Below are 12,579 nucleotides of genomic sequence, written 5' to 3' on the forward strand. Positions count from 1 at the left end.
GGACTAGTGGTCGACGGCCTTCTCGGCGCCGATGCCGGTCAGCGAGCGGACCTCGAGCTCGGCGTACTTGGCGACGTCGGGCTTCTCCTTGGACAGCACCGTGCCCAGCCAACCCAGGAAGAAGGCCAGCGGGATCGAGACCAGACCCGGGTTGTTCAGCGGGAACCACGAGAAGTCGACGTCCTGGATCAGCGACGTGGACTTGCCCGTGGCCTCGTTCACCGGCGCCCCCGAGACCACCGGGGAGAACACGATGAGCACCAGGCACGAGATCAGCCCGCCGTAGATCGACCACAGCGCGCCCTGGGTGGTGAACCGCTTCCAGAACAGCGTGTAGAGGATCGTCGGCAGGTTCGCCGAGGCCGCGACGGCGAAGGCCAGCGCCACCAGGAAGGCGATGTTCAGCCCGGCCTGCAGCGCCAGGATGCCCAGCCCGATCGCCACGGCGCCGATGACGCAGGAGGTGATGCGGGCGACCCGCACCTCCTGCGAGCCGGTGGCCGACCCCTTCTTGATCACCGAGTTGTAGACGTCGTGCGCGAAGGACGCCGACGCGGTGATCGTGAGCCCCGCGACCACCGCGAGGATCGTGGCGAACGCGACGCCGGCGATGATGCCCAGCAGCACGGTGCCGCCGAGCTCGAAGGCCAGCAGCGGGGCCGCGGAGTTGACCGCACCGGGCGCGGCCAGGATGCGGTCGGCCCCGACCAGGGCACCGGCGCCGTAGCCGATGACCAGGCTGAACAGGTAGAAGAACCCGATCAGCCAGATGGCCCAGACGACCGACTTCCGGGCGTCCTTGGCGGTGGGCACCGTGTAGAAGCGCATGAGCACGTGCGGCAGCCCCGCCGTCCCCAGCACCAGCGCCAGGCCGAGCGAGACGAAGTCGAGCTTGGAGGTGCCGGTCGCGCCGTACTGGCCCATCGGCGAGAGCACGTCGCGCGGGGTGGCCTGCTGCGCCGCGGTGTCGGCCGCGCCGCCCAGCAGCGACGAGAGGTTGAACCCGTACTTGCCCAGCACCCAGACGGTCATGACGAAGGCGCCGGCGATGAGCAGGGTGGCCTTGATCAGCTGCACGTAGGTGGTGCCGCGCATGCCGCCGACCAGCACGTAGAAGATCATCAGCGCGCCGACCACGACCACCGTGGCCGCCTGCGCACCGGCCCCGCTGATGCCCAGCAGCAGGGTGACCAGACCACCGGCGCCGGCCATCTGCGCCAGCAGGTAGAACAGCGAGACCGCGAGCGTCGAGAGCGCGGCCGCGGTGCGCACCGGCCCCTGGCGCATGCGGAAGGCCAGGACGTCGGCCATCGTGAACCGCGCGGTGTTGCGCAGCAGCTCGGCGACCAGCAGCAGGGCCACCAGCCACGCCACCAGGAAGCCGATCGAGTACATGAAGCCGTCGTAGCCGTAGACGGCGATGGCCCCGGCGATGCCCAGGAACGAGGCCGCCGACAGGTAGTCGCCGGCGATGGCCAGACCGTTCTGCGTGCCCGAGATGTTGCGGCCGGCGGCGTAGTAGTCGGCGGCGCTCTTGTTGTTGCGGCTGGCCCGGAAGGTGATGACCAGCGTGATCAGGACGAAGACGCCGAAGATCGAGATGTTGACGACCGGGTTGCCGATGGTCACTGCTGGCCCTCCGACCGGAACTCGTGGGCCTCGAGGCGACCGCGCATCTCGTCGGCGATGGGGTCGGTGTTCTTGGCCGAGTAGGCGACGTAGAGCTGGGTGATGAGGAACGTGGTCACGAACTGCCCGAGCCCGAGCAGGACGCCGAGGTTCACGTTGCCGAACACGTGGGTGTTCATGAGGTCGACCGCGTAGGTCGAGAGCAGAACGTAGAGCAGGTACCAGGCCAGGAAGGCCACGGTCATGGGGACGGCGAAGCGCCGGAAGCGGCGCCTGAGCTCGGTGAACTCCGGGGAGTCCTGGGCCTGCCGGTACTCCTCGGCGGTGAGCAGCCGGCGTTCGGGTTCGGTCACGGTCGGGCACCTCGCTGTGGTTCGGCTGTGTGATCGCCGACACTAGACGGCGGTACCGACATGTCGACCGGACGCGCCCGTTCCGACCCGCAACCGTGACCCGGCCGATCGGCACCGACACGTCACGCCCGGGCAACGCGGCCGGAACGCGCGGGCGGTGCACTGGTGCATGGCCTCCTCCCGGTCCCTCCCCGCCCCCGCCTGGTTCCCGGTCGCCCGGGCCGCCGACGTCGGCACCACCCCCGTCCAGGTCGGTGCGGGCGGGCGCGCCTGGGTGGTCGTCCGGCTGCACCCCCGGGGCGAGGTGACCGCGTTCTCCCCGCAGTGCCCGCACCGCAGGACCGGGCTCGTCGGCGCGGCCGTGGTCGACGGCGCGCTGCAGTGCCCGGGCCACGGCTGGCGGTTCGCCGCGGACGGGCGGTGCACCGTCGTCCCCGGCCTCGGCACGCACGCCGTGCCGCCGCCGCGGGCGGACCTGGCCACGCCGTGGGCGGTGGAGGAGCGCGACGGCTGGGTGTGGATCGCCCCCGACCGCACCGCGCAGCAGCGCCCTCCGCGGGCGACCGCGGCCACGACGGCCGAACCGGTGCCCGCGCCGCCGGCGCCCTCGGGACCGGTGCTGGACAACGTGGCGCCCGGGCTCGCGCACGCCTGGCACCCGGTGGCCGCCGCCGACCAGCTCGCCCCGGGCGGCTGGCTGTCGGTGCGGCTGCTCGGCCGCACCTGGACCCTCGAGCGGACCCTCGAGCGGACCCTCGAGCGCCGGGACGGCGGGATCGCCGTCCAGCCCGGCACGTGGGGGGTGCGCGAGCGCGAGGGCATGGTCTGGATCGCCCCGGCCCGCCCGCTGACCACCGACCTGGGGTCGGCCGGCGCCGGCCGGGCGCAGTGGCTGCCGCCGATGCGCACGGCCACCCCGGCGGCGGTGCTGCTCGACGCCCTGCTCGGCGCCGGCGCGCAGGTGCAGACGTCCCGCGGCGGCTTCACCAGCACCCGGGACGACGGCGACCGGCGCACCCGCACCGAGGTGGCCGCACCGTTCCAGCTGCTGCGCCGGGTCGAGCCGGCGCAGGGTCCGGCGCACTGGGAGCTCGTGCTGCTGCAGCCCGAGGACGCCGACTCCACCCGCGTGCACGCCCGGGTGTCGGTGGAGGGCCGGGCGACCCGCCCCGAGCTCACCACCGCGGCACTGCGCCTGCAGGACCAGCTGACTCGGCTCGACCCGCTGGACCGGGGTCGGAGCAGCGGTGGCGGCCTGCCGCTGACCCCGCGGGACGAGGTGCACGTGGCCACCGACGCGCCGGGGGTCGCCCTGCGCGCCGTCCTGGCCGACCTGGTGGTCGCCGCCCGCACCACCGACCAGGAGGAGGACGACGATGTGGCCGCTGCCTGAACCCGCCCGACCGGAGGACGCCGAGCGCTGGGACCCGCCGGTGCTGGTGCGGCTGCCCCTGGACCACGGCTGCGACGAGCAGCCGGAGCGGCCTCAGCCCCGACCGGCGCCCTGGGGCATGCGCACGGCATCGAGGAGGCCGTAGAGGTCCTTGGGGTCGGCCGGGTCGGCGACCAGGTCGAGGTCGGTGGACCACGGGGTGCCCCGCACCGCGTCGGCCAGCCAGCACAGCGCGCTGAAGTCCTCGATGGCGAACCCGACCGAGTCGAAGAGCGTGATCTCCTCGGCGGACCGGCGCCCGGGGTGCGCGCCGCCGAGCACCTGCCACAGCTCGGTGACGGGCGAGTCGGCGGGCAGGGCCTGGATCTCGCCCTCGATGCGCGTCTGCGGCTCGTACTCCACGAACACCGAGGACGCCGTGACCAGGTCGACGGGCAGCTCGGTCTTGCCCGGGCAGTCACCACCGATGGCGTTGAGGTGCGTGCCGGGCGCGACCGCGCCGGACGGGACGACGAGGGCGCGCGACTTGTCGGCGGTGCAGGTGGTGACGACGTCGGCGCCGGCCACCGCCTCGCGGGCGGAGGACGCCACGGCGACGGTGAAGCCGGCCGGTTCGAGGTGGGCGACCAGCTTGGCCACCGCGGCGGGGTCGGGGTCGAAGACGGCGAGATCGGTGATGCCGAGCGCCGTGCGCATGCCCCAGGCCTGGAACTCGCCCTGGCTGCCGGCGCCGATCATCGCGTGCCGGGTGGAGCCGGGGCGGGCGAGCGCCCGGGCGGCGACGGCGGAGGTGGCCGCCGTCCGCACCGCGGTCAGCAGGGTCATCTCGGCCAGCAGCACCGGGTAGCCGGAGTCGACGTCGGCCAGCGCACCGAAGGCGGTGACCGTCTGCAGGCCGCGGGCCGGGTTTCCGGGGTGCCCGTTGACGTACTTGAAGCCGTAGCGGTGCCCGTCGCTGGTGGGCATCAGCTCGATGACGCCGACGGCGGAGTGGCTGGCCACCCGCGGGGTCTTGTCGAACGCCGCCCAGCGCACGAAGTCCGCACGCACCCGTTCGGCGACCTGCTCGACCGCCGGGCCCACCCCGGTCGTCGCCAGCAGCCGCGCCATGTCCCGCACACCCACGAAAGCAGTCACGCCGCCATGGTGGACCGGGTGCTGGACGCAGTCGATCCCCGGCGATTGCACATCGGCGTCGATCCGTTGCGTCAGACACCGGTTCGGAGCAACGCATGGCGCCCAGATGCCCCCGGACCGACGAGCCGGCCGACGACGGGTGCAGGATCGGTGCGTGCCGAAGGTGGAGTGGGTGCCCGAGCGGGGCACCGACGGGCCCAAGGTGATCCTGGTCGGGGTCGACGGCTCGGCCACCTCGCTGCGGGCGGCTGCCTACGCCGCCGGGCTGGCCCGCCGGCAGCGCTCACGGCTCGTCGTCGTCCACGTGCGCACCGGCTTCACCCCGCTGGCGGGGCTGGTACCGGGGTCGGCGGCCGTCGCGACGGCCACGGCCGGGGAGATCGCCGACGAGGTCGAGGAGATGGTCGCGCGCGGGGCGGCCCAGGTGGGCATCCCGGTGGAGTACGTGCCGGCCAGCGGCGACCCGGTCACCGAGATCGCGCGGGTGGCCGACGAGCTGCTGGCCGACGCCGTGCTGGTGGGGGCCTCGGAGCAGGCCGGGCACCGGTGGGTGGGGTCGATCGCCGTCCGGCTGGTGCGGGCCGGCCGGTGGCCGGTGACCGTCGTCCCCTGAGCCGCGCCCCGGCCCGCTCCCGTCGTCCAGCGGTCACCCCGGTTACCCCTCCGGGCCGCGCCCCGGCTCCCGGGCGGTGGAACAATCGGTGACGTGCAACGGACCTCCGCGCCCTCCGGCGCCTTCCTGGACCTGGACGCACTCGCCGGCCGCACGTTCGACGGCGTGCTCTTCGACATGGACGGCACCCTCATCGACTCGATGCGGGGTTCCCTCGCCGCCTGGCGCACCTGGGCCGACGAGTTCGGCGTCGACCCGGCAGCGCTCGGGGCCCTGGGCGGGCTGCCGGCCCGGCGCATCGTCGCCGAGCTGGTGCCCGACGCCCGCCGCGCGGGCGCGCTCGACCGCATCCACGAGCTGGAGATCGACGTCGCCGGCCACGGCATCGAGGTGCTGCCCGGTGTGGTCGCGGCCCTCACCGCACTGCCGGCCAACCGGGTCGCGATCGTCACCTCGTGCACCCGCCCGCTGCTGGCGGCCCGGCTCGCCGGTTCGGGGCTGCGCGCCCCGCGGGAGATCGTCTGCGTCGACGACATCGCGAACGGCAAGCCCTCCCCCGACCCGTTCCTGCTCGCCGCGCACCGGCTCGGGGTCGACCCGCACCGCTGCCTGGTTGTCGAGGACGCCCCGGCCGGCCTGGCCGCCGGCCGCGCCGCGGGCTGCGCCACCCTCGCGGTCGGCGACACCCACCACCACAGCGAGCTCGAGGCCGACGGCTACGCCCCTGACCTCGGCCACGTGCGGTTCGGCGCCACCCCGGCCGGGATCGCCGTCTCCCCGGCCTGAGGTCCGCCGGCGGTCGGACGCCGACCTCATCCTCCGGGACGACGACGCCGGCCACCGGACTGCCTACCGTCTCGGTGATGGAGCCCAACCCGACGCCGACGCTCGTCGACCGGGCACGTGCGCACCCCTTCCGGGTCGACCTGGCCCTGGTGGTCACGGTGCTGCTGGTCGGCGCGGCCGTCGGCGCTGCGGACATCGGCGGTCCGGCCGAGGTCGTCGTGACCCTGGGGCTGATCGTCCCGCTGGCCTGGCGGCGGGTCGCGCCGGTGCCGGCCGCCGCCGCCGTCCTCGTCGTCGGGCTCCTGCAGATCCTGCTGACCAGCCAGTTCCTCGTCGCCAACGTCGCGGTGCCGATCATGATCTACGCCCTGGCCGCCTACGGACCCCGCTGGGCCGAGCGCGCCGGGCTCGTGCTCGGCCTGCTGGGGGCCGGGGTGGCTGCCCTGCGCTACTTCGGCGGGCCGTTCAACAGCGGCTACTACGACTCCTACGTCGGCGGCCTGTTCGAGCTGGCCGTCACCGCCGGCGCCATCGGGGTGCTGGTGGTGGCCTGCTGGTCGATGGGGCTGGTCAAGCGCGGCCGGCTGCAGCGCGAGGCCGCCATGCGCGAGCGTGCCCAGCTGCTGGAGCTCGAGCGCGACCAGGAGGTGCGGCTGGCCGCCTCCACCGAGCGGGCCCGCATCGCCCGAGAGATGCACGACGTCGTCGCCCACTCCCTGTCGGTGGTGATCGCCCAGGCCGACGGCGGCCGGTACGCCGGCCGCACCGACCCGGAGGCCGCCGTCGGGGCGCTCGAGCAGATCTCGGCCACCGGCCGGCAGGCCCTGGCCGACATGCGCTCGCTGCTGGGCGTGCTGCGCGAGGGCGACGCGCAGGAGTTCGCCCCGCAACCCGACGTCGCCGCCATCCCGGCGCTGGTCGAGGACGTGCGGCGCAGCGGTCTGGACGTCGACCTGCTCACCGAGGGCGAGCCGGTCGACCTGGCGGGCGGCACCCAGCTGGCCGCCTACCGCATCGTGCAGGAGTCGCTGACCAACGTGCTCAAGCACGCCGGCCCGGCCAGCCGCGCCTGGGTCCGCCTGCAGTGGCGGCCCGACGCGCTGGAGGTCTCGGTGCTCGACGACGGGCGCGGTGCCGCCGCGATGGTGACCTCCGACGGCCACGGCCAGGGCGTGCTGGGGATGCACGAGCGCGCCGCGCTGCACGGCGGCCGGCTGGAGACCGGACCCCGGCACGGCGGCGGGTTCGGTGTGCACGCGGTGCTGCCCTACCGTCGACGCCGATGACGGTCAGGGTGGTGCTGGTCGACGACCAGCAGATGGTGCGCGCCGGGTTCCGCATGGTCATCGACTCGCAGCCCGACCTCGAGGTGGTCGGCGAGGCCGGGGACGGCGCGGCCGCGGTCGAGCTGCTGCGCCGCACCCCGGCCGACGTCGTCCTCATGGACATCCGCATGCCCGGCACCGACGGCATCGAGGCCACCCGGCAGGTGACCGCGCTGCCCGAGCCGCCGCGGGTCGTCGTCCTCACGACCTTCGACCTCGACGAGTACGTCGTGGCCGCCATCGGGGCCGGGGCCAGCGGGTTCCTGCTCAAGGACGCCGCCCCCGAGGAGATGCTGGCCGCGCTGCGGACGGTGCACGCCGGGGACTCGGTGATCGCGGCCAGCTCGACCCGGCGGCTGCTGCAGCACGTGGCGCCGCTGCTGCGCGGCGGCGCGCCGGCGGCCCACGGGGGCCCCGACCCCGCGCTGGCCGAGCTGACGCCGCGCGAGACCGAGGTGCTCGTGCAGATGGCCTACGGGGCCTCCAACACCGAGATCGCCCGGGGCCTGTTCGTCAGCGAGGCGACCGTGAAGACGCACGTCGGGCGGGTGCTGGCCAAGACCGGCAGCCGCGACCGGGTGCAGGCGGTGGTGCTGGCGTTCCGCTCGGGGCTGGTGCACCCGGGCGACCTGCTGCGCGACGCAGCTCCCTGATCCCTGGGGCGGACCTGCGAATCCGCCCCCGGTATGACGCCGAGCGGTCTCGGATTGTCCTACGGTGCTCCCACAACCGCCACCCGGAGGAGCCCGACCCCATGCGCACACGCCGCCTGACCGCCACCCTGGCCGCCTTCGGCACCGCCGCCGTCGTCCTCGCCGGGTGCTCCTCGTCGCCCGAGAAGGGCGACGACGCCGCCGCCGAGCAGGAGTCCCCGCTCAGCGAGTACCTCAGCGCGGTCTGGGGCGGCGACCTCTCGCCCGAGGAGCAGCAGGCGCAGTACGACGAGCAGAACCGGCAGATCGAGGAGACGGTCGCCGACTGCATGGTCGAGCAGGGCTTCGAGTACGTCCCCAACACCTCGAACGGCGGGTCGATCAGCACCAGCGAGGACGTCGTGTGGGAGCCCGACGACCGCGAGTGGGTCGAGCAGTGGGGCTACGGCGCGGTCGACAACCCGTACAACGACCAGCCCACCTCCGAGGAGGACGAGTACGTCGACCCCAACGCCGACTACGTCGAGAGCCTCTCGGAGTCCGAGCAGACCGCCTACTACGAGGCGCTCAACGGCCCGCAGGCCTCCGAGGAGGACCAGGCGGCCATGGAGGACGGCACCTACGAGTACGACTGGACGAAGTCCGGCTGCTACGGCGCGGCCCAGCACGAGGTCTACGAGGAGGGCGACCCCACGCAGTCCGAGGAGTTCAAGCCCCTCATGGACGCGATGAACCAGTTGTGGGAGCAGACCACCAGCGACCCGGCCATGGTCGAGCTCGACGCCGCGTGGTCGGCCTGCATGGAGGCCGCCGGGCACGGGGGCTTCGCCACCCAGTCCGAGGCGCAGAACTCGATCTACGACGAGCAGAACAAGCTGTACGAGGACGCCGCACCCGCCGAGGGCGAGGAGTACGTCGAGCCCGACCAGGCGGCCATGGACGCCCTCGGCGAGAAGGAGGTCGAGCTGGCCCTGGCCGACCTCGACTGCCGCGAGGAGACCGACTACCGGCAGCAGGCGCAGGACATCCAGTTCGCCCTGGAGGAGCAGTTCATCGCCGACCACAAGAGCGAGCTGGAGGCCCTGAAGGCCGCCGCCGAGCAGGACTGACCCGGTGACCCGACCCGACGAACCCGGCACCACCCCCCTGCCCGCGGCCGATGCCGACGAGACCCCGGCTCCCCCCGGGCGGTTCGCCGCGTGGACGAGCCTGGCCCGGCGCAACCGGGCGCTGTGGGTCACCGCGGCCGTCGCCGTGGTCGCCCTGGTCGCCGGGCTCGTGCTGGGCCGGTACGTGTTCACCCCGGACGACGCCGCGGCGCAGACCCCCGAGCCGGGCCTGGTCACCGCGCCGGTCGAGCTCGGGCAGCTGAGCAACGACGTCGTCATCCGCGGCGAGGTGGGCTACGCCGACCCCGTCGAGGTCACCGTCGACACCTCCGGGTTGTCGGGTCCCGCGGTGGTCACCGGGCAGGTGCCCGAGGTGGGTGCCGAGCTGGGCCCGCTGTCGGTCGCCCTGGAGCTGGCCGGGCGGCCGGTCGTCGTCCTGCCCGGCGAGCTGCCGGCCTACCGCACGCTGCGGTTCGGGGTCTCCGGCCCCGACGTCGTCCAGTTCAAGGAGGCCATGCGGGCCGTCGGGCTCGACGCCGGCGACCCGGCGAACGACGTGTTCGACCGCACCGCGGCCGACGCCGTGGCCTCGCTCTACGCCCAGGCCGGCTACCCGGCCCCGGCCGGCGAGGAGGGCGCCGCAGAAGGGGTCGCCGCCGCTCAGGAGGGCGTCCGGTCGGCCCAGCAGTCGCTCACCGCGGCCCAGGCCGAGCTGACGGCCAAGCGCGCCGGCCCGTCGGCCGTCGACGTGCGGACGGCGGACAACGCGGTCGCCAGCGCCCAGCGGGCCCTGGACACCGCCCTGGCCACCACCCCCGAGGACGCCGCGACCATCGGTGACCTGCGCGACGCCCTGGCCCTGGCCCAGCTGCAGCGCCAGCAGCTGAACGCCGCACCGAACACCACGGCCGAGCAGGCGGCGGTCACCAGCGCGCAGAACGCGGTCTCCGACGCCCAGGACGCCCTGGCCGTCGCCCAGCAGGAGGCGCTGCCCGCGCTGCCGGCCGGCGAGATCCTGTACCTCACCCAGCTGCCCCGCCGCGTCGACGCCACCGAGCTGAAGCGCGGTGCGGTGCTCGAGGGCACGGCCATGACCGTCTCGGGCGCCACCCTCGGCCTGTCGGGCACGGTCGCCCCCGCCGACGCCCGGCTGCTGACCCCCGGCATGACCGCGGCCTTCGACCTGCCCGACGGCGGCGAGGCCACCGCCACCATCGGCACGATCACCCCCGGCGACGACGCCGAGGCCCGGGCCACGGTCGCGCTCACCCCGGCCGACCTCACCCCCGAGCAGGTCACGGCGTTGCAGGGCACCAACGTGCGCGTCGTCATCCCGGTGGGGGCCACCGAGGGCGACGTCCTCTCGGTGCCGCTGGCCGCCCTGACCGCCGGGCCGGGCGGGGAGTCCCGCGTGGAGGTCGTGGACGGCGACCCCCGCGACGGCGACCGGGCCGAGACCCACCTGGTCACCGTCGAGACCGGGCTGGCCGCCGACGGCGCGGTGGAGATCCGGCCGAGCGGGGACGACCTCGGCGAGGGCGACCTCGTCGTGGTCGGCAGATGACCGCGCCGACGACGGTCTCCGCACCGGAGGACGTCGAGGCGCCCGTCCCGGCGATCGAGCTGCGCGACGTCACCCGCTCGTTCCCCGGCCCGCCCGAGGTGCAGGCGCTCAAGGGCGTGAACCTGACGGTGCCCGACGGCGACTACCTGTCGATCATCGGGCCCAGCGGGTCGGGCAAGTCCACGATGCTCAACCTGCTCGGCCTGCTCGACCGGCCGACCGTCGGGGAGTACCGGCTCGGCGGCGTGCTCACCAGCACCCTGACCGAGGACGAGCGGGCCGCCCTGCGGGCCCGTCAGCTGGGCTTCGTGTTCCAGGCGTTCCACCTGATGTCCCGGCGCTCGGTGCTGGACAACGTCATGCTGCCGATGCTCTACGCCGGCACCCCGCGCGCCGAGCGCGAGCCCCGGGCCCGCGAGGCGCTCCAGCGGGTTGGCCTGAGCCACCGCATGGGCTTCCTGCCCGGCCGGCTCTCGGGCGGTGAGCGCCAGCGCGTGGCGGTGGCCCGGGCGGTGGCCACCCGGCCGCGGGTGCTGCTGGCCGACGAGCCCACCGGCAACCTGGACCAGACGACGACCGGCGAGATCATGGCGCTGTTCGAGGAGCTGCACGCCGACGGCCTCACGCTGGTGCTCATCACCCACGACGGCGGGGTCGCCCGGCGCGCCCACCGCCGCATCCGGCTCACCGACGGCCGCGCGGAGGAGGTGTGAGGCTGCGCCGCGCCCCCGCCGCCGTGCGCCCCGAGGTGGTGGAGAAGGTGCCCGCCGCCGACCGGTTCACCCTCGCCGACCTGCTGGGCGAGGCCACCGCCGACATCGGGTCCCGTCCTGGCCGGCTGGTCACCACGATCGTCGGCACCGTGCTGGGGGTGGCCGCGCTCATCGCCACCATCGGCTTCGCGCAGACCGCCGCCGGCCAGATCGCCCGGCAGTTCGACGCCGCCGCGGCCACGTCGCTGGTGGTCACCCCGTCGACCGCGCAGACCGGCGGTGCGAGCGGGTCCTCCGTCGCCACCGGGGTGCTGCCCTGGGACGCCGTCGACCGCATGGAGCGACTGGCCGGGGTGGACTCCGCGGCGCTGCTGGCCGAGCTGTCGCTGCCCGACGCGACCGTCACCGCCGTCGCCGTGAACGACCCCTCGCAGGCCCCACCCGCGCCCCCGGCGCTGTACGCGGCGTCGGCGGAGCTGCTGGACGCCGTGGGCGGCCACGTCGCCACCGGCCGGTTCTTCGACGCCGGGCACGACGCCCGCGCCGACCGCGTGGTGGTGCTCGGCAGCCGGGCCGCCGACCGCCTGGGCATCGAGCGGGTCGACAACCAGCCCTCGATCTTCGTCGACGGCATCGCCTACGCGGTGCTCGGCGTCGTCGACCGCACCGACGTGCGCGGCGAGCTGCTCGACGCGGTGATCATGCCGACGGGCACCGCCCGCGCCGACGTCGGGCTGGCCACGCCCGGGGACCTGCAGGCCCGCATCGCCGTGGGCGCCGGCCCGCAGCTCAGCGAGCAGGCACCGCTCACCCTGGCCCCCGACGAGCCCGGCAGCCTGCAGGTGCAGGCGCCGTCGGCGCGGTCGCAGCTGGGCCAGGCGGTGCAGGCCGACGTCAACGGGGTGTTCGTGATCCTGTCGGTCATCGTGCTGCTGGCCGGCGGGGTCGGCATCACCAGCGTCACCATGCTGTCGGTCGTGGAGCGCACCGGCGAGATCGGCCTGCGCCGCGCGGTGGGCGCCACCGCGCGGCAGATCGCCGGGCAGTTCGTCGCCGAGTCGGTGGTGATCGGCCTGCTCGGCGGGCTGATCGGGGCCGCGGTGGGCGTGCTGGGCGTGGTCGCCATCTCGGTCGCCCGCGACTGGGCCCCGGTCGTCGACCCGTGGGTGGCGCTGGGCGGCATCGCCGTCGGCGCCGTCCTGGGGTTGCTCGCCGGGGGGCTCCCCGCCCGCCGGGCCGCCCGCATCGAGCCGGTCGAGGCCCTCCGCGGCGGCACCTGACGTCGCGGGGCCGCACGGGGTGAC

At 74.8% G+C, this 12,579-nt stretch carries 12 protein-coding genes; 9 read left to right on the forward strand and 3 right to left on the reverse strand.

Annotated elements, in window-relative coordinates; all coding sequences use genetic code 11:
• Window positions 1-3 precede the first annotated feature (3 nt).
• Window positions 4-1,629, reverse strand: a complete 1,626-nt coding sequence (locus BLP29_RS04930) for a solute symporter family protein (protein WP_092800309.1) — start codon at window positions 1,627-1,629, stop codon at window positions 4-6.
• Window positions 1,626-1,982, reverse strand: a complete 357-nt coding sequence (locus BLP29_RS04935) for a DUF485 domain-containing protein (RefSeq protein ID WP_092800312.1) — start codon at window positions 1,980-1,982, stop codon at window positions 1,626-1,628. The genes BLP29_RS04930 and BLP29_RS04935 overlap by 4 nt, the downstream gene beginning before the upstream one ends.
• Window positions 1,983-2,151: 169 nt before the next feature.
• Here BLP29_RS04935 and BLP29_RS04940 point away from each other — a divergent pair, with 169 nt between their 5' ends.
• Window positions 2,152-3,375 (forward strand): Rieske 2Fe-2S domain-containing protein, encoded by a 1,224-nt coding sequence (locus tag BLP29_RS04940; RefSeq protein WP_092800875.1) that lies wholly within the window; start codon window positions 2,152-2,154, stop codon window positions 3,373-3,375.
• Between the two features lie 93 nt (window positions 3,376-3,468).
• Here the strand turns inward: BLP29_RS04940 and BLP29_RS04945 are convergent, their stop codons facing one another.
• The gene (locus BLP29_RS04945; protein ID WP_092800314.1) at window positions 3,469-4,512 is read right to left on the reverse strand and encodes an ornithine cyclodeaminase; all 1,044 of its coding nucleotides are present in this window, start codon (window positions 4,510-4,512) and stop codon (window positions 3,469-3,471) included.
• A 154-nt stretch (window positions 4,513-4,666) separates the two neighbouring features.
• On the opposite strand from BLP29_RS04945, the gene BLP29_RS04950 reads away from it, so the two are divergent.
• From BLP29_RS04950 to BLP29_RS04985, 8 genes are all read left to right on the forward strand, one after another.
• On the forward strand, window positions 4,667-5,125 hold the full coding sequence (locus tag BLP29_RS04950; RefSeq protein ID WP_243469694.1) for a universal stress protein: 459 nt from the start codon (window positions 4,667-4,669) through the stop codon (window positions 5,123-5,125).
• A 93-nt stretch (window positions 5,126-5,218) separates the two neighbouring features.
• The gene (locus BLP29_RS04955; RefSeq protein ID WP_243469695.1) at window positions 5,219-5,911 is read left to right on the forward strand and encodes an HAD family hydrolase; all 693 of its coding nucleotides are present in this window, start codon (window positions 5,219-5,221) and stop codon (window positions 5,909-5,911) included.
• Window positions 5,912-5,988: 77 nt separating this feature from the next.
• A complete protein-coding gene (locus BLP29_RS04960; RefSeq protein ID WP_092800320.1) occupies window positions 5,989-7,197 on the forward strand; it encodes a sensor histidine kinase in 1,209 nt (402 codons plus the stop codon).
• On the forward strand, window positions 7,194-7,889 hold the full coding sequence (locus BLP29_RS04965; RefSeq protein WP_092800323.1) for a response regulator: 696 nt from the start codon (window positions 7,194-7,196) through the stop codon (window positions 7,887-7,889). The genes BLP29_RS04960 and BLP29_RS04965 overlap by 4 nt, the downstream gene beginning before the upstream one ends.
• Window positions 7,890-7,990: 101 nt before the next feature.
• A complete protein-coding gene (locus BLP29_RS04970) occupies window positions 7,991-8,998 on the forward strand; it encodes a hypothetical protein (RefSeq protein ID WP_092800326.1) in 1,008 nt (335 codons plus the stop codon).
• Between the two features lie 4 nt (window positions 8,999-9,002).
• Entirely contained in the window at window positions 9,003-10,562 is a 1,560-nt protein-coding gene (locus BLP29_RS04975) for an efflux RND transporter periplasmic adaptor subunit (RefSeq protein ID WP_207798297.1), read from the forward strand.
• Entirely contained in the window at window positions 10,559-11,275 is a 717-nt protein-coding gene (locus BLP29_RS04980; RefSeq protein ID WP_092800329.1) for an ABC transporter ATP-binding protein, read from the forward strand. The genes BLP29_RS04975 and BLP29_RS04980 overlap by 4 nt, the downstream gene beginning before the upstream one ends.
• Window positions 11,272-12,555, forward strand: a complete 1,284-nt coding sequence (locus BLP29_RS04985) for an ABC transporter permease (protein WP_092800332.1) — start codon at window positions 11,272-11,274, stop codon at window positions 12,553-12,555. The genes BLP29_RS04980 and BLP29_RS04985 overlap by 4 nt, the downstream gene beginning before the upstream one ends.
• Window positions 12,556-12,579: the final 24 nt, after the last annotated feature.

This window comes from Klenkia marina, assembly GCF_900101025.1.
GTDB classification, from domain to species: domain Bacteria; phylum Actinomycetota; class Actinomycetes; order Mycobacteriales; family Geodermatophilaceae; genus Klenkia; species Klenkia marina.

Coding starts and splice junctions, on each gene's coding strand:
- BLP29_RS04940 (WP_092800875.1), top strand. CDS start 2,152: ATGGCCTCCTCCCGGTCCCTCCCCGCCCCCGCCTGGTTCCCGGTCGCC.
- BLP29_RS04960 (WP_092800320.1), top strand. CDS start 5,989: ATGGAGCCCAACCCGACGCCGACGCTCGTCGACCGGGCACGTGCGCAC.
- BLP29_RS04965 (WP_092800323.1), top strand. CDS start 7,194: ATGACGGTCAGGGTGGTGCTGGTCGACGACCAGCAGATGGTGCGCGCC.
- BLP29_RS04970 (WP_092800326.1), top strand. CDS start 7,991: ATGCGCACACGCCGCCTGACCGCCACCCTGGCCGCCTTCGGCACCGCC.
- BLP29_RS04980 (WP_092800329.1), top strand. CDS start 10,559: ATGACCGCGCCGACGACGGTCTCCGCACCGGAGGACGTCGAGGCGCCC.